We start from the raw sequence: 22,440 nt of genomic DNA on the forward strand, positions 1-22,440 counted from the left end.
AAGAAGTTTAATTAATGCTAGATAATGCTTTCAAAACTTTTTCTATTTCACTTGGTTTTGGGGCATTATATGAAATGATTTTCCCATTCCTGGCTATCAAATAGTGGGGATAACCATAAAGCTCAATCTTAATATTAGTTCGAATCTCATCCCAAATCATTTGCTCGTCACCTTTAGAGAAATAATAGTGCCATCCTTTTAACTGATATTTGGAGATGGCCTCAATCCAACGCTGTTTGCTATCTAAATGGCTTGTCTCACGAGCTAAATATAGAAAGCTGACTTTGTTTGGATCGAGCCTGCTTTTCAATTCTGGTAAATGGCTTTTAAACTGCTCAATACATGGACTACAACTGCTATACCATAGATCTACATATACAGTTCTATTTGCGAATTGGGGTAGGTTTAATAATTCTTCTATTGACGTATAGCGATCCTCTATGAATTCAACTTCATTGATTTTAGGTAAGTTTTTATTTAATGCCTGGACATATAAAATAATTACCAATGAAATAACTCCAAGTAATGATATTAAAGTTATTTTGAGCACTTTCTTATTATTCTTGATGCCACCATACAAGAGTCCAAAACAATATAATGCAACAAGCATCATAGACTCTTTGTGAGGGAAAGGTCTCAGTGTATACCAAAGCTGGAATGATGCATTTTCAGATAAACTTAACCAATAAGCAGTATGGAGAATTACACACAGGAAATAGGCTAACAAAAATGGAATAAAGCTCTTAATAGCAAATCTGGTGATTTTTCCTTTTTGTAACCATAGAGATCCCAATGTCGCATTTAAAACGAAAAAAGTGAATCCAACAAGCAATTGATAAATACTAGCCAAGAATCCAATCGAACTGCTGTAATTAAGAAATTCGTTTGACGTAATTAGTGCTAATATTGAAAAAATTATTATTTCAATTCTATTCATCTGAATTAGACATCTATTCTTCAGAATTTATTAACGATACAATACTTGATAATTATTTGAGGTCTTCTGTTCCATAATCACTGTTCTGTTCCAGGGCAACTTATTAAACGAATCCGGTGTGTAATTCTTAATCGTTGCTAGATTGAGTGGACTTTCAAATGATAGAATAAAATCTCTGTTTAGCAGCTCTTTTATCCTTCTGGATTTAAAGTCTTTATTGTCAATGCAAAACGAGAAAGTTAAAGCAGAATTTTGCATCAAATTGATTTTGATGTTAAGCAAATCAAGGACCTGCAGGATTAATCCCAATTTTTTCTCATCCATAAAGCTGTGATCCTTTACTTGTGCAGTCACAAGAAGTTGATTCCCTTTAAAAACAAAACAAGGGATCATTTTCGTCGTGTTATCACTTGCTATGGTAGTGCCTGCCTTTGCCTTATCCTGAAAAGACCGAACCATCAGCGGAATACTTTTCTGAGCGATTGGTTTTAGTGTTTTTGGGTGAATGACTTGCGCACCATAATAGGTCATTTCTGTCACCTCTCTATAGCTCAATTTCTCATATTGCTCAGCCTCTTCCAGTATTCGAGGGTCTGCGTTTAAAATACCCGGAACATCTTTCCATACTGTAAAACACTCAGCATTCAGGCAATAAGCCAAAATAGCGCCTGTATAATCAGATCCTTCACGACCTAGAGTCGTAGAATTGCCTTCTAGATCAGATCCAATAAATCCTTGTGTTACAACCACTGATTCTTCAGCCAGAGGTTTCAATTGATTAATCACCTGCTTTTCAGTGACTACCCAATCCACATTTGCCTCTGTAAAATATTGGTCGGTTCGTATGATTGAGCGGGCATCAAACCACTGACACTTTACTGTTTTGTTTAAGTACTCCGCTATAATTGATGTGGACATAAGTTCACCATGGGGCACAACTTTATCGTATGCAAGCATTGGCTCACACTCTGAAAGTTTCAAAAGTATTTCCTCAAGTGATTTTTCAAATGCCAGGTAATTCGATGGAATTTCACCCAATAGCTCTTCGGCTATTTGATGATGATACTCCTTAAGTTCAGCCAATGCTGTTGAAAAATCAGCACCAGCATGTGCCTGTTTGACTAACTCTTCAAGTTTATTAGTGACCTTGCCCATGGCTGAAACCACGATCACTAGTTTTTGAGAGCCATGAGATGAGACAATCTCGGCTAAATTCTTTACTCCAGTTGCATCTTTTACTGACGCACCACCAAACTTGAAAATCTGCATTATGCAAACGTTATAAATACTGAATGATTAATTTTGTGGTTCTTTATTCAAAACAATCATTTCGAACTAAAACCCCTTATGAACAAAAGTAAGCTTGGCCTGCCAATAGGAACAACCTTAGACCGCTTTATTAAGCAAAAAGAGGATGAATTCTCCTCTGCAACAGGTGAATTATCTCAACTATTAAGAGATATTGCCTTGGCTGGTAAAATTATCAATAAGGAGGTTAATAAATCAGGACTTCTAGATATCACTGGTGGGTTTGGTGAGAAAAACGTGCAAGGTGAAGATCAGCAAAAGCTAGATGTAGTTGCAGACATTCGTTTTACACGTGCCTTAAAAAATGGAGGAATGACTTGTGCAGTTGTATCTGAAGAAGAGCAAGAGATCATTCATCTTAATCCAAACTGTAGATATGTTGTTGCTATCGATCCTTTGGATGGTAGCTCCAATATTGATGTGAATGTTTCTATAGGAACAATTTTTTCAATCTACAAGCGAATTTCGCCTGTTGGAGGACCTGTTCAAGAGGAAGATGTGTTACAAAAAGGAACAGAACAAGTAGCGGCTGGATATATTTTATATGGATCTTCAACCATGCTTGTCTATACGACTGGGCGAGGGGTTCACGGGTTTACACTGGAGCCAAGCCTCGGAGAATTTGTCCTTTCTCATAATTTAATGAAATGTCCAAAAGATGGAAAAATTTATTCCATCAATGAAGGCAACTACTTTTCCTTTGATGAATGGGTAAGAGAGTATATCGATGATTGCAAGAAAAAAGGCATGACTGCCCGATATATTGGGTCGCTCGTTGCAGATTTTCATAGAAATATGATGAAAGGGGGACTTTATCTTTACCCTAACACTGAAAAAGATCCAAATGGTAAATTGAGATTGCTCTACGAATGCAATGCGCTTGCATTCATCGCGGAGCAGTCTGGTGGAGTCGCTACCAATGGCAAAGAACGAATTTTAGATATTCAGCCAACTGCTTTTCATCAAAGAACGCCACTTTACCTTGGTTCTGAGAACATGGTTGAGCATGCTATGTCATTTATCAAGGCTGATACTGTTGCCTCGTAATTACTTTCTGTTTTTCACGTGAAATTATAGCCTTAGCAATATTGCGAGCAATTTCTCCTTGATTGGAAAAATGAAGTAGCTTTTGGACCTCTTTTTCCGCGACATCAATTCGATACATCGCATTTAGGAGACGGTTTAGGTCATGATCCAGTAGGTAATTAACTTGTTTGGTCAAATAATCCTCCAACCGATCAAATTGATTTTCTATGCCCTCAAATTCCAATTCCTCCTCTAATCCTAAATCCTTCCGGATCAGTTGATAACTCTCTTTCAGCAACGTAACTTCATCCATATTTTATGCCGATTTAAGCAATTATCAGGCATTTTATCTGACTTTAAAAGGTGTTGCCATGAAAATGATATCCATAGTTGTTTTTTGCCTGTTGACTTTTATGTCTCAAGCTCAGCAAAATGAAAAAGATGAAGTCATGAAAGTGATTAATCAAGTTTTCGAAGCAATGCGTACAAATGATAGCACCTTGTTGAAGAAAAGCTTTGTGGCCGAACCCAATACGTTTACAGCTTTTGTTGATAAAGATGGCATTTCTAAGCTTGTGTCAGGAGATTTTCAGCGATTTAAAAATGCTGTTGGACAAGCAAAAGAGCAAGTATGGAACGAACCAATTTGGAATGAGAAAGTTGAAATTGATGGCAATCTAGCCTCCGTCTGGGTAGACTATGCATTTTACGTTGACGACCAGTTTTCTCATTGTGGTGTGGATGCATTCCATTTGATCAAACGAGATGATGGCTGGAAGATCTTTCATCTTGTAGATACTCGTCGTAAAGAAAATTGTGAGATACCGGATAAGTTTAAGCCTTGACTTTATTCGGAATCCACTCAAAATCTTCTGATTTTACTGCATCAAGCAATAAATCGCTCAACTCTGTTGGTGGAGCTGTTGTACTACGTTTAGCAAGGTCTAGCCAGGCACCATCCACATCAATTTTAGCAGAGAGACTGCCGTCATTTGTATAAATATTGTGCCTAAACGACCATTTAGAGCCATCTTTTCGGAGTTTAGAAATGGTAAAACCAACTTCGAACTCTTCATTCATACGGACCTCTTTGAAAAATCTGGTATCCTCTCTGAATAGTATCGGACCCACACCCATTTTTATCAATTTGCCGAATGACATATCAATATCCTCAAAGTACATCAAACGAGCCTGAGCGCAATAATCGTTATAGGCAGTATGACGCATGTGGCCATTGGGGTCAAGATCTGCCCATCTAACTCTGAATTTGTATTTGACCTCACTCACCTTTTTTCGCTTCTTTTTTCTTCGGTGCTTTCTTAACTACTTCTTTTTCTTCTTCTTTTTTCTCTACTAAAACTTCAGGTGCTTGTTTAACAAGCTGATCGTACCAGCTTACTACCTTTTTTATATCAGAAACATATACCCTGCCTTCATCATAATCAGGCAACACAAATTTCAAGAACGCTTTAAGCTCTTCAGGGCTACTGTTTTTATCAAGGTCTGTATCTCCATCAAATTCAATATGAATTTTTCGCATAACATCCTCCAGCGGAACCGCTCCCTCGGCATCAGTCGTATAAATTGAAATTTCAGAAAGGATGCTCACTTTGTTGTGCATGGTGGCCACCATTTTCTTCTTGTGTTCATCCAGACTCTCTAAGATCACACCCGTTCGGGTCGGTTGAATAATCTGGAAGAGGGTTCCTTTTCCGGAAACTGATGCTATATCACTAAAATCCATATGTTATTTATTGAGGTTGCAAAAATATCCTTTCATATTATCTCTGCATTGATTCTATCAATAAAATCTAAAATTTCCTTACCACCCATTTTATCTACTGATGATGTAACAAATGTAGGTGGCATCTCTTCCCATGTCTTTCGCATTTCTTTTTTATAAGACGCTACATTGGATTGAACCTGAGTTTTTCCAAGCTTATCCGCTTTAGTAAATACTATACTGAATGGAATTCCTTCTGTACCTAACCACTCCATAAAATCGAGATCGATCTTTTGTGGATCATGGCGCAAATCCACAAGCAAGAATACACATGCAAGATTCTGACGTTCTTCCAGGTAGGTGTGGATCATTTTCTTCCATTCAGCTTTATTGGTTTTACTTGTCTGCGCCCATCCATAGCCAGGTAAATCCACTAAATACCATTGATCATTAATCAGGAAGTGGTTGATCAGTTGGGTTTTCCCGGGCGTGGAAGAAGTTTTTGCTAGCTTTTTACGATTCGTCAGATGATTGATAAGACTCGACTTACCCACATTTGACCTACCGATAAAGGCATATTCCGGGATCTTTGGTTCCGGACAGTCTGCAACCTTGGGGCTGCTTTTGATAAATTCTGCTGATTTTATATCCATAAAGAAGAAACTGCTAACATTTGGGCCGTACACGGGTTTAATCCACTAATATTGCGGCAATTATGACGGTAGTACCTTACAAAGATAAGTCGGATGCTAAGAAGAAGCAGGTAGCAGAAATGTTTGACAGCATCTCAGGTAAATATGATTTTCTCAATCACTTCCTTAGTTTAGGAATTGACATCAGATGGAGAAAGAAGGCCATTAAGATGTTGAAAGACATGGAGCCCAAGCGCATTTTAGATATTGCTACCGGAACCGGAGATTTTGCTATTGAATCTCTGAAACTCAATCCTGAAAAAGTTGTTGGGGTGGATATTTCCGAGGGAATGCTCAATGTGGGTCGAAAGAAAATGCAAAAACGTGGATATTCAGATATCATTGATATGCAATCAGGGGATTCAGAAAACCTTCAATTTGAAGACAATAGCTTTGATGCTGTGATCGTTGCATTTGGAGTGAGAAACTTTGAAAACCTGGAAAAAGGGCTATCAGAAATGAATCGAGTGCTTCGACCGGGCGGAAGGGCTGTAATCCTTGAATTTTCAAAACCTACAGTATTTCCATTCAAACAATTATATAATTTTTATTTTCGTTGGATATTACCGAAGATTGGAAAAGTAGTATCCAATGATAATGCTGCTTATACCTATCTACCAGAGTCGGTGAATGAATTTCCATTTGGAAAAGATTTCTTAAACATTCTGGAAAAAACCGGATATAAAAAGACTAAATGCAGACCATTAACCCTTGGTATCAGTTCTATTTACGTGGGAGAAAAGTAGCCTTTACATGCTTTCTCATTTTAAGCCTGGGGTTTTCATCTCATGCTCAAAATAATCCTACTGACAACCTGATCAACTATGAAGATCAATGGATTCACTATGGGTTTTTAATTGGGGTTCACTCTTCAAAATACGTCATCAAATATTCTGACTATTTCACATCTCCTGCGATGGACACGGTACACTCGATTATACCCGGAAACCTAGGAGGATTTAAACTTGGTTTTGTCATCAATATGAAATTGGGAACTTATGTTGATTTCAGACTGCTTCCGACGGTTGGGTTTTATGAGAATGACTTAAGCTATCGATTCACTAATGGCATTACTCAGCGTGAGTTAAAAGATGCCACCATGGTAGAACTACCAATGCTTATCAAATATAAATCCGCCCGAAGAGGTAATCTTGCCATGTATATGCTCGCTGGTGTCAATCCTTCTTTGGAAGCTTCTGGCAAGAGTGATGAACAAGATATAGGAGAGAAACTGGAGCTTAGAAACTGGGATATCTCAATTGATGTGGGAGTTGGCCTGGATATGTATTTCGCTTATTTTAAATTCTCACCTGAGATTAGATACTCATACGGGTTAAGGAATATGCTGACTGATGATCCAAATGACTTTAGTGTCGGCCTTGAGCGACTCACCCGGCAAAATCTTGGAATCTTCATGACTTTTGAAGGAGGGCCAAGCGGCAAACGAAAGCTTGGGGGTAAAACGAAAGGTGCAGGCAAAATAAAAGCACGTCAGAAAAAACGATTAAAGCAATGAGTCAGCGTATAGCCTTAATAACAGGAGCTACCAGCGGAATCGGTGAAGCAACTGCAAGATTGCTTTCATTAAACTATCGTTTAATCATTTGCGGAAGGCGAGAAGAACGATTAGAAAACCTTAAAAAAGAACTTGTTGGAGAAGTAGAAGTACTTTCCTTTGATATTCGTGATAAAGAATCTGTGTTCAATTCAATTGCCTCACTGCCTGTTGAATGGCAGGAAATTGATGTCCTCATCAATAATGCGGGTAATGCTCATGGGCTTGATTTTATCCATGAGGGCAACATGGACGACTGGGATGCAATGATGGATATCAATGTAAAAGGTCTTTTATACGTAAGTAAGGCTATCATACCGCAAATGGTAGAAAGAAAAATGGGGCACATCGTGAATATCAGCTCTATAGCCGGACTAGAAGTTTATCCCAAAGGAAATGTCTATTGCGCTTCAAAGCACGCGGTAGATGCACTTACAAAAGGCATGCGAATGGATCTCAATGGGTTCGGCATCAAAGTGACCTCAATCGATCCCGGATTGGTAGAAACTGAATTTAGTGAAGTAAGATTCAAAGGCAATTCAGAAAAAGCAAAGCAGGTATACCAAAATTATACTCCTCTTACTGCCAAAGATGTGGCGGAAACCATTGAATTTGTACTTAACCGACCCCCTCATGTCGTTATTGGAGACCTCTTGATCCTTCCAACGGATCAGGCTAGCAGCACAATTGTGAATAAAAAAAGTGAATAGTCTTTTTTAAAGATTAGTGATAAATACATATTTGCCGGATGCAAAATATCCTGATCATCGGGGCAGGTAAATCATCAACTGCTCTCATCAACTACCTACTTGAAAATGCCAAGAAAGAACAATGGCATTTAACAATTGCAGAAAAAGATTTAGCATTAGCAAATTCCAAAATTAAGGGACATTCACAAGCAAAGGCTGTTACCTTCGATGTGTTTGATGCTGAATTGCTATCCAGCCTGGTAAATGAAAATGATTTGATCATTTCCATGCTTCCTGCCTCCCTTCATATTCATGTTGCCAGAAAGTGTGCAGAATTAAAAAAGCATTTTCTTACTGCTTCATACCTCACAGAAGAAATAAAGGCCCTGAATGATCAATTTGAAAATGCGGGCAAACTCATGATCATGGAAATGGGACTCGATCCCGGTATTGATCATATGTCGGCAATGAAAGTGCTTGATGAACTTAGAAATAAAGGATATGAACTAACCGGTTTTGAAACATTTACCGGAGGATTGGTCGCTGAAGAATCTGTAGGTGACAACCCATGGAAATACAAATTCACCTGGAACCCAAGAAATGTTGTCTTAGCAGGACAAGGCACCTGTAAGTTTATTCAGGAGGGTCGATACAAATACATTCCTTATCATAAGCTATTTAGGCGAACAGAGGCAATTTATATTCCTGATCATGGCTATTTTGAAGGATATGCCAACAGGGATTCACTTGCTTATCTTGATGTATATAATTTGAGGAGTATCAAGACACTTTATCGTGGCACGCTTAGAAGGCCAGGATATTGCGCAGCTTGGGATGTTTTTGTACAGCTTGGAGCTACTGATGACACCTATGAAATGGAAAATGTGTCTGAAATGACACATCGTCAATTCATTAACTCATTTCTATCATACAATCCAAACGATTCAATAGAACTTAAACTTGCTCATTATCTAAATCTAGATTTGGATAATGGAATCATGTTCAAACTTAGATGGCTTGGAATGTTTGACGATGAACTTATAGGTTTAAATCAAGGGACACCAGCTCAAGTATTGGAACATATTCTTAAGAAGAAATGGAGTTTGCTTCCAGATGATAAGGATATGATTGTCATGTGGCACAAATTCAACTTTTTGGATAATGGAAAGCCAAGGCAAATAGAATCCAGCATGGTTGCTCTTGGGGATGATGAAATCAACACAGCTATGTCAAAAACTGTGGGATTGCCTTTGGCTATAGCTGCTAAACTGGTACTAAAAGGTAAAATAAAACTTACGGGAGTGCATGTTCCTATTAAAAAAGAAATCTATGAACCTGTACTTGAGGAGCTAATTACTACTGGATTGAAATTTAATGAGCGGGAAGTAGAACCTACCTTTTATTGATCATTTGATGACATGGGCTTTAACGACTGAGTCAATTTCAGCCATCACAATATCGATTTCGGAAATGTCTTCTTCTAAATGTTGTTCAATGATTCGCTGTAAATGTGAAGCAATTTTGATTTCATCCTCTTTTTGTTCCCCTCTAGCAAAAAAGATAGAATTTTGAAGGTGATCCATTGCATGATCAATGGTAACTCTTGCCTCTACCATTTTGCCTTCCTTAATGAATTGTTCAGAAACTCGTAAAGAAGCAAAGGCCAATGAATTCATCGCATCTGCAAAGGCTTCATACATCAAATCTTCATTGATGTCTTCTGCTTTAATATGTCTTTCTACTGCCTGAAGATCGCTAATTGCAATTTCTATTGCTGCTGCACTTACACTATCGCCATCTTTTTCCAATAGTTTCATGGTTTTTATGGCATCTTCCAAATAGTCTATTGCAGCAAAAGATTTATTGTCCTGAAAGCTTCGATCTGCTGTGGACATGAGTATATCTGGCTCAATTGCCATATCGGTCAGTTGAGGATTTTTCATTTTCCTGTCTCGCTCAATTTTGAAATAAATCGCCATTGAACCAATAATCGCAGCTGCGAATAGAAAATAATAGAAGCCTTTTTGCATTTTCTTAGTATTAAACCACTCTAATTTAAACTTTTACGTGTTTCCAGCCTCAAAAGCTTCGTCAACTTTTAGATTTTTTCGTTCAGCAGCCTCTACAGCCAGTTGATCACATCTTTCATTCTCCGGATGACCTGCATGTCCCTTCACCCATTTAAACTGAACATCATGTGGAGCTGAGGCTTTCAAGTAACGTTCCCAGAGGTCTCTGTTCTTTTTTCCTTTGAAATCTTTTACAACCCAACCTTTGAGCCATCCCTTTGTAACAGCATCTACCACATATTTGCTATCAGATACGACCAGCACCCTCCAACCAGGTTTCTTAATTGCCTCCAATCCTGCAATTACAGCTAATAATTCCATCCGATTATTGGTTGTCCGTCGGAATCCATCTGAGAGCTCTTTTTCTTTATCGCCAAATCGTAGAATGGTGCCGTACCCACCTGGGCCAGGATTGCCCTTGGCAGCCCCGTCAGTAAACATTGTAATCATACTAACAGGTGATTTTTGAATATTTTAATTGCAATGGCAAGCAATACAATTCCAAATACTTTTCTTAGAATATTAAAACCAGCAGTTCCAATTTTTCTTTCCAACCATCCACAGGTCTTTAACACTATGTAAACAAAAAGTAAGTTAACAGCAATTCCCACTAGAATATTATAAGTAGAGAATTCTGCTTTTAGAGATACCAATGTAGTCATAGTGCCCGCACCTGCAATCAATGGAAAAGCCAATGGAACGATTGATGCACTTTTCATTTCGTCAGGATCTGATCTGAAAAACTGTCTTCCAAGTATCATTTCCATACCCAATAGAAACATTACAATAGCTCCTGCAACAGCAAATGAATTAATATCAATACCAAATAGATTGAGAATGCTTTCACCGAGATAAAGAAAAATAACCATGATCACACCTGATACTATGGTCGCCTTTCCAGACTGTACATGACCGAATTTCTTACGTAAATCGATGATTATTGGCACACTACCAAGTATATCTATTACCGAGAACAAGATCAGTGAAACACTAATTATTTCCTTAAAATTGAACATTGGATGATTTTTGAATGATATTTAACACAAAACTAATGTGATTGACACCCGTATTAGCATAAAAAATTATTCAATTTGCAAACATTTTTCCCATGACATAGGGACTACATGGCACTGTTTTGGCAGAATAATTCTAATTAAAAGGCAAACCAAAATACAAATCAATTGGACATGATAAAATCTTTTTTAATAACACTTACTGTGTTGATGGCTACTTTTTCATTTGGACAGGAAGGCTGGAATTGGCCTGAAGATCCTGATTTGAAAAGTCAGGCAATGGAAAAGCAAGCATACTATAAGCTACTCATCGCTCAAAGTAAGTTTGAGGAAGCAATGACTCCACTTAACTGGCTTTATGAGAATAATCCAAACCTTAACCCATCCATTTATATCCAGGGTGTAGACTGCATTGAAGATATATTGAAGAAAACCTCGGATAAAGGCAGAAAAGAGCGTCTTCAGGATTCTTTGCTATGGATGTATGATATGCGGATTGAACATTTTGATAATCCAGCCTCAACAATGGATCGCAAGGCTTATGTTGCTTTCAAGCTTTACTATAAAACTCCGTCTAAGTATTCAATGCTAGCTGAGTTATACGCCAAAGCGTTTGAGATGAATGGTCCTGAAATTTCAACATTCAACTTAAATACTTATATGCTATTGGCTAAAAATTACCATCAGATAGATTCAGAAAAAATGCCAGCATCTAAAGTATTGGATATTCACACTCAAATTTCTGATATCATTGAAGCCAAAAGAAAGAATGGTGAGAATCCGGAAAAATTAGACAAGGAACAGGCGAAAACAGATGCTTGGTTAAGTTCAATTCCAGGAATTCTTACGTGTGAGTTTATAGAGCAAAACCTCGTTCCTAGATTTAGATCAAATCCGGATGACATTAGTAATGCTAAGAAGATTTTTAATTATTCGTTACAAGCCAAGTGTATAGACCAGCCATATTGGCTAGAGGCTAGTGAAACCGTATTTAAGGAACAGCCTTCTTACAAGTTGGCAGTGACTATAGGAAATAAATACAATGCCAGCAATGAATCAGGCAAAGCCATTAAGTACCATGAAGAGGCACTCAGTCTTGCTTCGACCAGTGAAGAAAAATTTGACGCGTTGATGGGACAGGCTGTTGCCAATAGTAAGCTAGGAAATAAATCCAGAGCTAGAACCCTGGCATATGAAGCACTCAGCGCCAAACCAGGCAGTGCAGAGGCATATAATTTAATAGGTAACTTGTATTTCACAAGTTTTGAAGACTGTAGAGGCGATAAAAGTAAGGTCATGGATCGAGGAGTATTTCTTGCTGCATATAAAATGTATGAAAGAGCAGGAAATACAGCCCAAATGGCAGCTTCCAAAGAACAATTTCCTTCAATAGAAGAAATCTTTAATGAAGGTATGGAAGAAGGGCAAACAATAACCGTTGGTTGCTGGATAAATGAATCGGTCACGATTCAGAGAAGAGATTAATAGTTATAAAAATTTGACATAAAGAGCCACACTGAGTTTTCGGTGTGGCTTCTTTAATTTTATAGGAATGAAATTACTTATCACACTCATCTATATCTTTTCAGTTAGCTTCCTTTACTCACAGCAAGTGATTGTGTTAGGTATTGCACAAGATGGGGGCTTCCCTCACATTGGATGTCAGAATGAATGTCTTAAGGCTCATAAAAACAAGAACATTTCTAAATATGTCACTTCGTTGGCATTAGTGGACCTGATCAGTAAAAAATGGTGGATGTTTGAAGCTACACCAGATATGGACCGACAATTGCAATACTTCAGGGACCTAACCGATGGCAAGTATCCATATCTTCCAGAAGGGATATTTGTGACTCACGCACATATTGGTCACTACACTGGATTGATGTTTTTGGGTAAGGAGGCACTAGGTGCTCAAGGTGTCAAAGTGTATGCTCTTCCTAAAATGAGTGACTACCTAAAATCTCATGGTCCATGGAGTCAATTGGTGGACTTTAAAAACATATCACTTCATACACTAATTGCCGATAGTATCAAATCATTATCTACCAATTTAAGTGTTGAAGCCTTTACTGTGCCTCATAGAGACGAATATTCGGAAACTGCAGGCTTCAAAGTCTTATACGGCAATAAAGGCTTCATTTTTATCCCTGACATTGACAAGTGGCATAAGTGGGATAGGAATATCATCGATATTATAAGAGATCCACAAATAAACTATGCCTTTATTGATGCCACCTTCTTTAAGGATGGCGAACTGCCCAACAGACCTATGAGAGAGTTGCCTCACCCATTTGCGGAAGAGACGATGCGCTTGTTCAATGATGAATCTTTGAGTATTAAAGAGAAAATCAAGTTCATTCACCTCAATCATACCAATCCGCTGATATTTGACCGCCGAGCCAGACAAGAAGTTTACAAGAAAGGCTTTGGAGTTGCAGAACAAGGGACAATCTATGACTGAAAAAAAAGCGTTGAATCCGGAACAGATTAAGCAGGACATAATTAATTATGGAAGCAAAATCTTTCTTAACAGTGCCGGTTCTTCACTTCCTCCAAAATCTGTTCATGAAAAAGTTAAATGGTATTTAGATCTGGAAGAGAAAGAAGGAGGATACCAGGCGATAGAAACAATGAAAAATGAAATTAATGATTTCTATCATCAGGCTGCCCTTATGCTTGGTTGCGAACCTCACAATATTGCTTTTACTAATAGTGCCACTGATGCTTATGCAAAAGCGTTATCATCCGTTGATTTCAAGTCAAAAGATGTAATCTTAACTACTGATGATGACTATGCTTCCAATTTCATCCAATTTATCTCGTTGACGAAACGATGCGAAATTCAGATCATTCGCGCCAGAAATCTTGAGAATGGTGATTTAGATTTAAGCGACTTCAGAGAAAAAATCGACCGGTATAACCCCAAGCTCGTATCAGTCACACATGCTCCAACCAATTCAGGTTTGATACAGGATGTTGTGTCAATCGGTGAGATTTGCAGTCAAAAAGGGATTCTGTTTTTAGTGGAATCCTGCCAATCTATTGGCCAAATGGTAGTAGATGTAAATGAAATCAAATGTGACTTCCTAGCTACCACAGGGCGAAAATTTCTGAGAGGACCCAGAGGAACCGGCTTGCTATATGTTTCTGATAGAGCATTAAATGATGGAATATTTCCATTGATGATTGATGGTGCAGGAGCTATCTGGAACAAGGAAGGTGATTTTTCTTTAATGCCGGATGCCAAACGGTTTGAATCGTGGGAAAAACCATATGCGTTACTTCTCGGTCTAGCAGAGGCTATTAGTTATTTAAATCAAATCGGGATTGAACAAATTGAAGCGTATAATCGTGACCTAATGAATCGATTCAGAAATAATCTAAACGCCATTCCTGATGTAAACCAATTTGATAGAGGTAGTAAAAAAGGGAACATTCTTACCTTTAGGAAGGGAAACAAGTCATTAGAGGAGACCCAAAGTGTACTGAATGAAAACGAGGTATTTCACAGCATCAGCAGTAAGGAATGGGGTTTTATAGATTTCAGCAAAAAGAACATTGAGTGGGCGGTACGATTATCTCCTCACTATTTCAACTCTTTTGAAGAAATAGATAGAGTTTTGGAGGTTATTAAAAGCTTATAATTTTCATGAATTAATTCTCTCAATCTTAGCTCCTATTGCATTCAGACGCTTATCAATGAATTGATACCCACGATCAATCTGATCAATGTTATGGATAGTACTCACACCTTCTGCCGACATTGCAGCAATAAGCAAAGAAACCCCTGCACGGATATCCGGTGAAGTCATGGTTATTCCTCTTAATGGATATGCCCGATCAAGTCCAATAACAGTTGCTCTGTGAGGATCACACAAGATAATCTGTGCCCCCATGTCGATTAATTTATCTACAAAGAACAAGCGGCTCTCAAACATCTTTTGATGAACTAATACTGTTCCTTTAGCCTGTGCAGCAGTAACAAGAATAACACTCAACAAATCAGGAGTAAGTCCAGGCCAAATAGCATCTGCAATGGTCATGATGGAACCATCAATGTAGGATTCAATTTCATAGTGATCCTGGGCTGGAATGTGGATGTCATCACCTATGAAATCCATTTTGATTCCCAATCGTTTGAATGTATCAGGTATAATTCCCAACTCCTTTATTTGAGCATCCTTGATTGTAATGGCTGATTTAGTCATTGCTGCCATACCTATAAAACTTCCTACTTCAATCATGTCAGGAAGCATGGTATGTTCAGTACCATTAAGAGACTTAACTCCTTCAATTCTCAGGAGATTGGATCCAACACCATTGATAGACGCCCCCATTCGAATCAACATCTTGCATAATTGTTGAATATATGGTTCACATGCAGCGTTGTAGATGGTGGTTATTCCTTCCGCCATGACAGCAGCCATAATGATATTGGCTGTTCCTGTCACAGAAGCCTCATCCAAAAGCATATATGCTCCTTTCAGATTTCTTCCATCAACTGTGTAAAATGAGGTTTTAGAATCATAGTTGAACTTGGCTCCAAGATTTTGAAAACCTACAAAATGCGTATCTAGTCGCCTGCGGCCAATTTTATCACCACCGGGTTTTGGCATTTTTCCCGTACCAAATCTTGCCAAAAGTGGACCCAATATCATTATTGAACCTCTAAGCGCAGATGCTTTTTCTTTGAAGTCCTGTGTGTCAAGAAATTCTAAATTGACATTTCTAGCCTTGAATTCATAGGATTCATCTCCAATCTTGGAAATTTCTACTCCCATATCCTCTAGCAGATCTATGAGCTTAAGAACATCTCTGATTTGAGGAATCTTATGGATGACAACTTTCTCTTCAGTAAGTAATACTGCAGAGATAATCTGAAGCGCTTCATTTTTTGCTCCTTGTGGTATTATTTCACCATTTAGTTGGTGACCGCCTTCTACCCGAAAAGATGACATGTTCGATTTGAAAATTTGATGATTCAGTAATTATACGATTGGGCAACTAAGCTATCGAAACCATCTTCAAATCAAAAAATCTTCAAATCAAAAAATCGAATTAATTTCTTCTTCGGTTGTTCCCCCTGCTGCCTTGGTTGTTGTTTCGGCGACCTTTACCACCCTGATTGTTTCGACGACCTTTATTGTTGCTGTTCCTCCTATTGGCTGGTTTTTTATCAGAATCAAAGAGGCCTAATTCTTTAACCGTTTCAATGTCAATATCAAGCTTATTGTCAGAAAGACGCTTGATATTTTTAAGAATTTGCTCATCCTCAATGCTCTCCTTATTCCATGTTTGGAAAAACCCTTTCATTAATCTTCCAATAGCAACAATAGCACCTTCTTTTTCTTTCGGGTCTTCCATTGCAATGGCCTGATCAATCAACAGCTCTACCCCTCTTCCGTAGTGGCGATATTTGATTTCATTAGAGTAATATTTCAATCGCTCTGGCTTTCGATCCAATACAGATGCATCAGGTTTAGGAAATGGGCCTTCAATATCTAACTCGAAATTTGAGATAATGTGCAAATCATCCCAGACCTTTTGATCGCTTTCATTGTCATTTCCAAGATCAGGATTAATGAGTTTCATCAGCTCCACCAATGTGGCTGCTTTCTTATTTCTCTGTTCTTTATCGTCGATTGTTCTTAGATGCGCCACAAGATTTTGCACGTTTCTTCCGTACTCCCTCAGTTTCAATTGTGCGCGTTGTGTATTGTACTCCAGTGTTTCCATAATTCAATGTGTCAAAAATAGTGATTTTGAATATCTAAAAGATAAGGGTTGAAGACTTAATCGTTTTTATTACACCATGATTCAAAATCGTTCGATAGGTATTCTAGTCTTAACGTTTAATCTGGTTGCTTGTTTTGCACAAGATATAGTACCACTACCAACCAAAAATTCAATTAAAAAATTTGAGATTAAATCAGGACTTAGAGAGGTAAATATTCGACTTTCAAATGGTGATAAATGGCTGGCTTTAATATCCATTCCTAAAAAAGCACTAAATGAAGAAGTTCACTTTGTTTTAGCCCTTCATTGGGGAGTGTCAGCAAATTCGTACGATGATTTTATGAATTGCTTAATGCTGCCAGCTATCGACACTTCAAAATACATTGTAATGGCACCTCTTGCTCAGCGCCAGGCCTGGTGGGCCAATCCAAAAGAAAAACAGCTTATCAGACTATTAAAGTTGATTTCAGAATACTGGCCAATCGATAAAATCATCGTGTCGGGTTATAGCGATGGTGGCACTGGCTCAACCTATTTTGCTGCAAAACACCCTGAGTACATTGATGGCGCAATTGCGATGGCCGGGAATTATTTACCCGCCACGTATAAAGTCCCCACTTACATCATTCATGGTGTTAGAGATGAACTATTCAGCTACAGTAAGTCAAAGGTGGTGGTTGAAAAAAATGTAAAAGCTAGTGAAAATGTCATTTTCATAACTAGCGAAACCCTAGGACATTATCAAGGCTGCAACTATTCCTCATTGCTTTCAGATGGATTTAAATGGATGGAGGAAACTCTAAACATCAATTAATTTCTTTCAATTATTTGACTGTAGCAATACACTTTAATTCAATGGCTATTGGTGTAGGAAGTGAGCTAATCTCCACAGTTGTTCTACAAGGCTGATTGTCTTTGAAATACTCAGCATAAATCTTATTGTACGTCTTAAAGTCGTCCTTCATATTGGTTAGAAAGACAGTTACATCAACCAAGTCATCCCATTTAGCACCGGAGGCTTCTAATATCAATCGCACATTTTTAAAAACCGAACGGCATTGTTCAGCTATATCATAGCTTATGATTTCACCATTTGAATCAAGCTCTACACCCGGAATTTTTTTTGTACCTCTTTCTCTTGGACCTACTCCTGATAAAAAAAGCAGGTCTCCCACTTTTCTCGCATGAGGATATAACCCTACCGGTTCTGGCGCCTTATCTGAATCGAATTTTTGTGATGACATAAAATTATATTTTGACCATAAACACCCCTACAGTCCCCTCATGGAGACAATTATCTTACCCACGATTATTTATTCATTATTTCCTCTATCTCCTCTGCTTCTATCGGAATGTTTTTCATTAAGTTGTTGTGACCATCTTCTGTAATCACAATATCATCTTCTATCCGTATCCCGATATTTTCTGCAGGGATATAAATACCAGGCTCAACTGTGAATACCATACCTGGTTCAAAAACCTTATAAATTGAAGCTACATCATGAACATCAAGGCCTATGTGATGAGACGTTCCATGCATGAAATATTTCTTATACGCAGGCCAATCAGGATTTTCATTCTTAATATCCGTTTTATCAATTAGACCTAAATCTAAAAGCTCCTTCTCCATTAATTTGCCCACCTCTACATGATATTCAGGAATTCTATTGCCAGGTTTTAACAGATCCGTAGCTGCATTTTTTACTCGAAGAACCGCATCATAAACTTGTCTTTGCCTTTGGGTAAATCGGCCACCGACAGGTATCGTCCTGGTCATATCAGAATTGTAATTGGCATACTCTGCGCCCACATCCATTAGTAGCACGTCACCATCATTCAGCTGCTGATTATTTTCCAAATAGTGAAGAACACATGAGTTTCCTCCTCCTCCAATAATTGGCTCATAAGCAAAGCCCTTCGATCGGTTTCTGACAAATTCGTGCAGATATTCAGCTTCGACTTCATATTCCATTACTCCAGGCCTCACAAATTCCAGTATCCTTCTAAATCCTTTTTCAGTGATATCGCAAGCGTGCTGCATGATATCGATCTCAATTTGAGATTTGATGCATCTTAGATCCTGTAGTATTGGAAATAATCTTTCGTATTCATACAATGGGTACCTCTCTTTACATTCTCTAATAAATCGAGCATTTCTAGTCTCTACATCACTAGCATTTCTGATGTGCTCGTTACTATCTAAGTAAATGTGATCACACTCTGCCAGAATGGTGTAGAATATTTTTTCAAACTCTGCAGTCCATTTGATATTCTTAATTCCGGATGTTTGAGTTCCCTCCTCTTTGGTCAGCTTATGGCCTTCCCACACTGCAATTTCTTCATTGGTTTCTCTCACAAACAAAATCTCCCGCATTTTTTCATCTGGAAAATCTGGTGCTACCAAAACAATCGACTCTTCCTGGTCCACTCCTGTAAGCCAAAATAGGTTGCTGTTTTGCATGAATTTCATGGTCCCATCCGCATTGGTAGGCATGATGTCATTCGCATGAATAATTGCGACAGACCGAGGCTTCATACGTTGTGCAAGCTTTTTTCTATTCTGAATAAAAAGTTGATTGTCAATTGGATCGTATCGCATGGATTATCTTAGTTCAGATTTAACAAAATTATCGCCTCTATGAGATGGCTAAAATTAGCATTTCTTTTTCTGTCTGCTCCCTTATTCGGGCAGCAATTAGGTTTTGCGCTTGAGCAAATAAATGGCCAAGCAATCATTGATGCTGGTCTCACAGGAAAAGGAATCAAAATAGGCATCATTGACGGAGGCTTTCTTCGAGCAGAAAAAACGGAATCACTGAAGGCCATTTTTGAAAACAAGCAAATAGCCGGTTACAAAGATTACCTTAATCCTGGTGCTCCTCCTTATACTGGCAGTGTGGGATTTGACGATGTTCATGGTACAGAGGTGTGGGAATTGATTGCCGGGTATAATGAAGAAAGAAAGGTTCAATATGGGCTTGCTACAGGAGCAATATTTTACCTGGCCAGAACAGATCACGGCGCATATGAGCGGCGGCAAGAAGAGGAATTTGCAGTAAAGGCAATGCAGTGGATGGCTGATGAAGGTGTACAAATCATTAATATATCTCTTGGATATAATTTCGGATTTTCTGATAAACGAGAAAACTACCTTCCTGCTCAAATGGATGGAAAAAGTACGATTCTCACCAGGGCTGTGGACAAAATCTCAAATGAATATGGAATTCTTGTGATTGTGGCGGCTGGCAATGATGGCAATCTCAAATGGAAAATAGTAGGATCACCGGGAGATGCAAAATCTGCGCTAACTGTTGGTGCCACTAAATTTAAAGTATGGGATGAAATGAAATACAGTTCGAAGGGACCTGTATGGCTGGACTATGTGAAACCAGAGATTTCATGTTATTCATCTTTAGGAACATCTTTTTCAGCTCCAATAATCACTGGCCTTGCAGCTTGTTTACTCGAACGTAAGCCTACCATGACCGGAGAAGAGTTAAAAAATTTGATCATCAAATCTGGAAACCTGACTGCTCCAAATAATTACACAGGATATGGTGTCCCTGATGCATCTAAGGCTCTAGAAATACTAGAAGGAAACTCAATCAGTGATTCATTGAATATTATCGAGAGTGATAAAAACAATTACTCGATTGAGCTGGATAAGCCTTCAGTGTATGTGACAGTATATCATAAGAATGAATGGAAAGTTCTTGATAAGGAAATGATTCGTGCAGCAAAAACCAAGATTAAGATCAAACGAAGAGAAGATGCCACTTCAAGCACCGTAATTTGGGAAGGTGGCAGTTTGGAGATTGTATGGGAGAATTGATTATTTTTATAATATTATGTCCTCCCCCTACCCCCCTCCAAATGGGGAAATGAAATTATCGATTATTCATTGTCCATTTTAAAATCCTAATCTCGTCTTAACCGAAATAATTATCTTAACTAAAAGACTACAACACTATGAAAAAGTATTTGTACGTATTCAGAGGCGGTGATAATGGATATGCCGAGCAATCACCAGAGGAAATGCAAGCCCACATGCAACGATGGGGCGAGTGGATGGCCAAAGTAAAAGCGGAAGGATATCCTCTGCAGCAAGAAGGAAAAGTCGTGGGTCCAGGTGGTAAAATTGTAACTGATGGACCATTTACTGAAGGTAAAGAAATAGTGGGAGGCTATGTTCATTTGGATGCTAAAGACCTTGATCATGCCGTGGAGCTCTCTAAAGATTGTCCGATTTTCGAATTTGGAGGTACCACTGAAGTAAGAGAGATCATCACTGAAATGGGCGTTTAATACTGACGTCATCACGAGCTAAGTGAAGTGATCTTAAATTAGAGATTGCTTTGCTTCGCTCGCAGTGACGATTAAAAAAATGCAAACTCCTCAACTTGTAGATCACTTCTTCCGAACAGAATATGGTAAGGCCGTTTCTCACCTAACCAGCAGGTTTGGTTCATCTAAGATTGAGCTTGCGGAAGACAGTGTACAAGAGGCCTTGATCAAAGCCATGCAGACCTGGCCTTATGCTCAGATACCTGACAATCCTACCGGTTGGATTCTAAGAGTAGCAAGAAACAAGATGATCGATCACCTTAGAAGGGATCAAAAAATAAATCATCAAGAAGTACCGGAAAGTGTAGAAGAAATGAAAGAAGATTTATCGCTGGAATCCATCAATGATGACATGGTGAGGATGATGTTTGCATGTTGCCATCCTAAACTAAGTCAGGAATATCAAATTATTTTAACACTTAAAATTTTAGGTGGTCTTTCGGTTAGGGAAATATCAAGCTCATTGCTTAAAAAAGAGGAAACAGTTGCTAAAGCATACACTAGAGCTAAGAAGAAGTTCAAAAAAGAAGAGATAAAACTCATTCTCCCTCCCGCTAATGAAATAGAAAAGCGATTGGATATCGTGCTGAAGATCATTTACTTATTATTCAATGAGGGATACAAATCTGCTGAAGGAGAAAACCTGATTCGAAAAGACTTATGTGATGATGCCATTCGGCTTAATGCAGTACTCCTGGAAAGTGAAATTTGTAATACACCATCCGCTAATGCGCTGATGGCACTCATGCATTTTCATGTTTCTCGATTTGATGCAAGAGTTGATGATGATGGTAATGTAATATCACTGGAACATCAGGATCGCTCAAGGTGGGATCAACGATTAATTCAACAAGGATTAGATTTTCTAAATGCTGCTTCACAAGAAGATGCAATGAATGAATATTTGATTCAAGCAGCCATTAGTGCAACACATTGTCGAGCTCAAACTTTTGAAGAAACAGATTGGAATAATATACTGGCTCTCTATGATTTGCAACTGCAATTAACACCCTCGCCCATTGTTGAACTCAATCGTGTGGTTGTATTGGAGAAAGTTCACGGACCTCTACTGGGACTAAAGGAAGTAGAAAGGTTAGAAGCCACACAGTTTTTCGATGAGTACTATTTATTTCATGCAATCAAAAGTGACATGCTTCATAAAATTGGCAATATTGATGAGGCAAAAACTGCTTTACAAATAGCAATTGATTTGGCTAAAAATGATCGTGAAAAGGATTATTTATCGAGTAAACTAAAGAATCTTAATTGATATAATTCAGAACTCGATCTGACACCCATCAGCCCAATTAACTCATCTTTCATAGACCTTGCATGAAAATTCAAA

General features: G+C 38.3%; 26 protein-coding genes. 13 read left to right on the forward strand and 13 right to left on the reverse strand.

Annotated elements, in window-relative coordinates; translation table 11 throughout:
• Positions 1-7: 7 nt before the first annotated feature.
• Complete coding sequence (locus tag ACOMC3_RS12565) at positions 8-937, reverse strand: TlpA family protein disulfide reductase (protein WP_420316237.1); 930 nt, start codon at positions 935-937, stop codon at positions 8-10.
• A gap of 30 nt (positions 938-967) precedes the next feature.
• Complete coding sequence (locus ACOMC3_RS12570) at positions 968-2,206, reverse strand: aspartate kinase (protein WP_420316238.1); 1,239 nt, start codon at positions 2,204-2,206, stop codon at positions 968-970.
• Between the two features lie 78 nt (positions 2,207-2,284).
• Here ACOMC3_RS12570 and fbp point away from each other — a divergent pair, with 78 nt between their 5' ends.
• Positions 2,285-3,292, forward strand: a complete 1,008-nt coding sequence (fbp, locus tag ACOMC3_RS12575; protein WP_420316239.1) for a class 1 fructose-bisphosphatase — start codon at positions 2,285-2,287, stop codon at positions 3,290-3,292.
• Here the strand turns inward: fbp and ACOMC3_RS12580 are convergent.
• On the reverse strand, positions 3,267-3,584 hold the full coding sequence (locus tag ACOMC3_RS12580) for a hypothetical protein (protein WP_420316240.1): 318 nt from the start codon (positions 3,582-3,584) through the stop codon (positions 3,267-3,269). The two genes, fbp and ACOMC3_RS12580, sit on opposite strands and share 26 nt — an antisense overlap.
• 58 nt (positions 3,585-3,642) lie before the next feature.
• Here ACOMC3_RS12580 and ACOMC3_RS12585 point away from each other — a divergent pair, with 58 nt between their 5' ends.
• Positions 3,643-4,116: a nuclear transport factor 2 family protein gene (locus tag ACOMC3_RS12585; protein WP_420316241.1), complete on the forward strand. Its 474-nt coding sequence runs from the start codon at positions 3,643-3,645 to the stop codon at positions 4,114-4,116.
• Here ACOMC3_RS12585 and ACOMC3_RS12590 read toward each other — a convergent pair.
• Genes ACOMC3_RS12590 through yihA form a run of 3 tightly spaced genes read right to left on the reverse strand, consistent with a single transcriptional unit; the run spans position 4,106 to position 5,647 of the window.
• Complete coding sequence (locus ACOMC3_RS12590; protein ID WP_420316242.1) at positions 4,106-4,558, reverse strand: acyl-CoA thioesterase; 453 nt, start codon at positions 4,556-4,558, stop codon at positions 4,106-4,108. The two genes, ACOMC3_RS12585 and ACOMC3_RS12590, sit on opposite strands and share 11 nt — an antisense overlap.
• Entirely contained in the window at positions 4,551-5,015 is a 465-nt protein-coding gene (locus ACOMC3_RS12595; RefSeq protein WP_420316243.1) for a DUF5606 domain-containing protein, read from the reverse strand. Before ACOMC3_RS12595 ends, ACOMC3_RS12590 begins: the two co-directional genes overlap by 8 nt.
• A gap of 32 nt (positions 5,016-5,047) precedes the next feature.
• Positions 5,048-5,647 carry a ribosome biogenesis GTP-binding protein YihA/YsxC gene (yihA, locus tag ACOMC3_RS12600; protein ID WP_420316244.1) on the reverse strand — a complete coding sequence of 200 codons (600 nt, stop codon included), beginning with the start codon at positions 5,645-5,647 and terminating at the stop codon, positions 5,048-5,050.
• A 62-nt stretch (positions 5,648-5,709) separates the two neighbouring features.
• Here yihA and ubiE point away from each other — a divergent pair, with 62 nt between their 5' ends.
• The 4 genes from ubiE to ACOMC3_RS12620 are packed head-to-tail and all read left to right on the forward strand — an operon-like array spanning position 5,710 to position 9,336.
• On the forward strand, positions 5,710-6,432 hold the full coding sequence (gene ubiE, locus ACOMC3_RS12605; protein ID WP_420316245.1) for a bifunctional demethylmenaquinone methyltransferase/2-methoxy-6-polyprenyl-1,4-benzoquinol methylase UbiE: 723 nt from the start codon (positions 5,710-5,712) through the stop codon (positions 6,430-6,432).
• Positions 6,381-7,202, forward strand: a complete 822-nt coding sequence (locus ACOMC3_RS12610) for a porin family protein (protein WP_420316246.1) — start codon at positions 6,381-6,383, stop codon at positions 7,200-7,202. The genes ubiE and ACOMC3_RS12610 overlap by 52 nt, the downstream gene beginning before the upstream one ends.
• The gene (locus ACOMC3_RS12615; protein ID WP_420316247.1) at positions 7,199-7,951 is read left to right on the forward strand and encodes an SDR family NAD(P)-dependent oxidoreductase; all 753 of its coding nucleotides are present in this window, start codon (positions 7,199-7,201) and stop codon (positions 7,949-7,951) included. Before ACOMC3_RS12610 ends, ACOMC3_RS12615 begins: the two co-directional genes overlap by 4 nt.
• A gap of 38 nt (positions 7,952-7,989) precedes the next feature.
• Positions 7,990-9,336 (forward strand): saccharopine dehydrogenase family protein, encoded by a 1,347-nt coding sequence (locus tag ACOMC3_RS12620; protein WP_420316248.1) that lies wholly within the window; start codon positions 7,990-7,992, stop codon positions 9,334-9,336.
• Here the strand turns inward: ACOMC3_RS12620 and ACOMC3_RS12625 are convergent, their stop codons facing one another.
• From ACOMC3_RS12625 to ACOMC3_RS12635, 3 genes are read right to left on the reverse strand one after another with little or no spacing between them, the layout of a single operon-like run.
• The gene (locus tag ACOMC3_RS12625; RefSeq protein ID WP_420316249.1) at positions 9,337-9,960 is read right to left on the reverse strand and encodes a hypothetical protein; all 624 of its coding nucleotides are present in this window, start codon (positions 9,958-9,960) and stop codon (positions 9,337-9,339) included.
• 33 nt (positions 9,961-9,993) lie between these two features.
• Positions 9,994-10,449, reverse strand: coding sequence for a ribonuclease HI (gene rnhA, locus ACOMC3_RS12630; RefSeq protein WP_420316250.1), 456 nt, complete (start codon positions 10,447-10,449; stop codon positions 9,994-9,996).
• On the reverse strand, positions 10,446-11,015 hold the full coding sequence (locus ACOMC3_RS12635) for a MarC family protein (RefSeq protein WP_420316251.1): 570 nt from the start codon (positions 11,013-11,015) through the stop codon (positions 10,446-10,448). The genes rnhA and ACOMC3_RS12635 overlap by 4 nt, the downstream gene beginning before the upstream one ends.
• A 171-nt stretch (positions 11,016-11,186) precedes the next feature.
• On the opposite strand from ACOMC3_RS12635, the gene ACOMC3_RS12640 reads away from it, so the two are divergent.
• The 3 genes from ACOMC3_RS12640 to ACOMC3_RS12650 all read left to right on the forward strand — a co-directional run bounded on the left by ACOMC3_RS12640 (position 11,187) and on the right by ACOMC3_RS12650 (position 14,659).
• Complete coding sequence (locus ACOMC3_RS12640; protein WP_420316252.1) at positions 11,187-12,497, forward strand: hypothetical protein; 1,311 nt, start codon at positions 11,187-11,189, stop codon at positions 12,495-12,497.
• A 67-nt stretch (positions 12,498-12,564) separates the two neighbouring features.
• The gene (locus tag ACOMC3_RS12645) at positions 12,565-13,476 is read left to right on the forward strand and encodes an MBL fold metallo-hydrolase (RefSeq protein ID WP_420316253.1); all 912 of its coding nucleotides are present in this window, start codon (positions 12,565-12,567) and stop codon (positions 13,474-13,476) included.
• Complete coding sequence (locus ACOMC3_RS12650; RefSeq protein WP_420316254.1) at positions 13,469-14,659, forward strand: aminotransferase class V-fold PLP-dependent enzyme; 1,191 nt, start codon at positions 13,469-13,471, stop codon at positions 14,657-14,659. The genes ACOMC3_RS12645 and ACOMC3_RS12650 overlap by 8 nt, the downstream gene beginning before the upstream one ends.
• 3 nt (positions 14,660-14,662) lie before the next feature.
• Here the strand turns inward: ACOMC3_RS12650 and murA are convergent, their stop codons facing one another.
• Positions 14,663-15,973, reverse strand: coding sequence for a UDP-N-acetylglucosamine 1-carboxyvinyltransferase (gene murA, locus ACOMC3_RS12655; RefSeq protein WP_420316255.1), 1,311 nt, complete (start codon positions 15,971-15,973; stop codon positions 14,663-14,665).
• Positions 15,974-16,073: 100 nt separating this feature from the next.
• Positions 16,074-16,751, reverse strand: a complete 678-nt coding sequence (locus tag ACOMC3_RS12660; protein WP_420316256.1) for a DUF4290 domain-containing protein — start codon at positions 16,749-16,751, stop codon at positions 16,074-16,076.
• 76 nt (positions 16,752-16,827) lie between these two features.
• On the opposite strand from ACOMC3_RS12660, the gene ACOMC3_RS12665 reads away from it, so the two are divergent.
• A complete protein-coding gene (locus tag ACOMC3_RS12665) occupies positions 16,828-17,565 on the forward strand; it encodes a hypothetical protein (RefSeq protein ID WP_420316257.1) in 738 nt (245 codons plus the stop codon).
• Positions 17,566-17,575: 10 nt separating this feature from the next.
• Here ACOMC3_RS12665 and ACOMC3_RS12670 read toward each other — a convergent pair whose 3' ends face one another.
• Together ACOMC3_RS12670 and ACOMC3_RS12675 are read right to left on the reverse strand one after the other, a co-directional pair.
• A complete protein-coding gene (locus tag ACOMC3_RS12670; RefSeq protein ID WP_420316258.1) occupies positions 17,576-17,995 on the reverse strand; it encodes a RidA family protein in 420 nt (139 codons plus the stop codon).
• 65 nt (positions 17,996-18,060) lie between these two features.
• Entirely contained in the window at positions 18,061-19,350 is a 1,290-nt protein-coding gene (locus tag ACOMC3_RS12675; RefSeq protein WP_420316259.1) for an aminopeptidase P family protein, read from the reverse strand.
• 39 nt (positions 19,351-19,389) lie between these two features.
• On the opposite strand from ACOMC3_RS12675, the gene ACOMC3_RS12680 reads away from it, so the two are divergent.
• The 3 genes from ACOMC3_RS12680 to ACOMC3_RS12690 all read left to right on the forward strand — a co-directional run bounded on the left by ACOMC3_RS12680 (position 19,390) and on the right by ACOMC3_RS12690 (position 22,365).
• Positions 19,390-20,583: a S8 family serine peptidase gene (locus tag ACOMC3_RS12680; RefSeq protein ID WP_420316260.1), complete on the forward strand. Its 1,194-nt coding sequence runs from the start codon at positions 19,390-19,392 to the stop codon at positions 20,581-20,583.
• 137 nt (positions 20,584-20,720) lie between these two features.
• Positions 20,721-21,056 (forward strand): YciI family protein, encoded by a 336-nt coding sequence (locus tag ACOMC3_RS12685; protein WP_420316261.1) that lies wholly within the window; start codon positions 20,721-20,723, stop codon positions 21,054-21,056.
• 79 nt (positions 21,057-21,135) lie between these two features.
• A complete protein-coding gene (locus ACOMC3_RS12690; protein ID WP_420316262.1) occupies positions 21,136-22,365 on the forward strand; it encodes an RNA polymerase sigma factor in 1,230 nt (409 codons plus the stop codon).
• Positions 22,366-22,440: the final 75 nt, after the last annotated feature.

Origin of the sequence: Ekhidna sp. (genome assembly GCF_965212185.1) — a bacterium.
Lineage (GTDB): Bacteria > Bacteroidota > Bacteroidia > Cytophagales > Cyclobacteriaceae > Ekhidna.